At 45.0% G+C, this 542-nt stretch carries 1 protein-coding gene; it reads right to left on the bottom strand.

What is annotated here, in order from left to right; translation table 11 throughout:
- On the bottom strand, positions 1-542 hold a 542-nt coding region (locus ACS8FC_RS20330), incomplete at both ends, for a class I SAM-dependent methyltransferase (protein WP_439298116.1).

Raw genomic sequence — 542 nt, 5'->3', positions numbered from 1 at the left:
AGGGTGCATACGGATTGACTCAGCCAAGTATTGATAGCTTTCAGAATCGTTGGCAATCAGTTTACCCATCACTGGCAATGCAGTAAATGAATACAAGTCATATGCTTTAGATAATGGCTCAAATACGGGCTTTGAGAATTCTAAAATCAATAAGCGACCACCCGGCTTTAAGACACGGTACATCGCGCGCAGCGCTGCATCTTTGTCCGTGACATTACGCAAACCAAAGCTGATGGTGACCAAATCAAAGCTGTTGTCATCAAATGGTGCCAACGTCTCAGCATTTGCTAATACAAAATCAACGTTATTGCAGCCAGCATTGATTAAGCGCTCGCGGCCCACTTCTAGCATGGCAGCATTGATATCAGATAATACAACATGGCCATTTCTACCGACTTCACGGCTGAATACTTTGGCTAAGTCGCCTGTACCGCCCGCGATATCTAGTACATGCTGACCGGCACGAACCCCTGATAGACTAATGGCATAGCGCTTCCATAGACGATGAATACCAAATGACATGAGATCATTCATGATGTCAT

The organism is Psychrobacter sp. 1Y4, from assembly GCF_051847555.1.
This window is presented reverse-complemented; position numbering and strand designations above follow the sequence as displayed.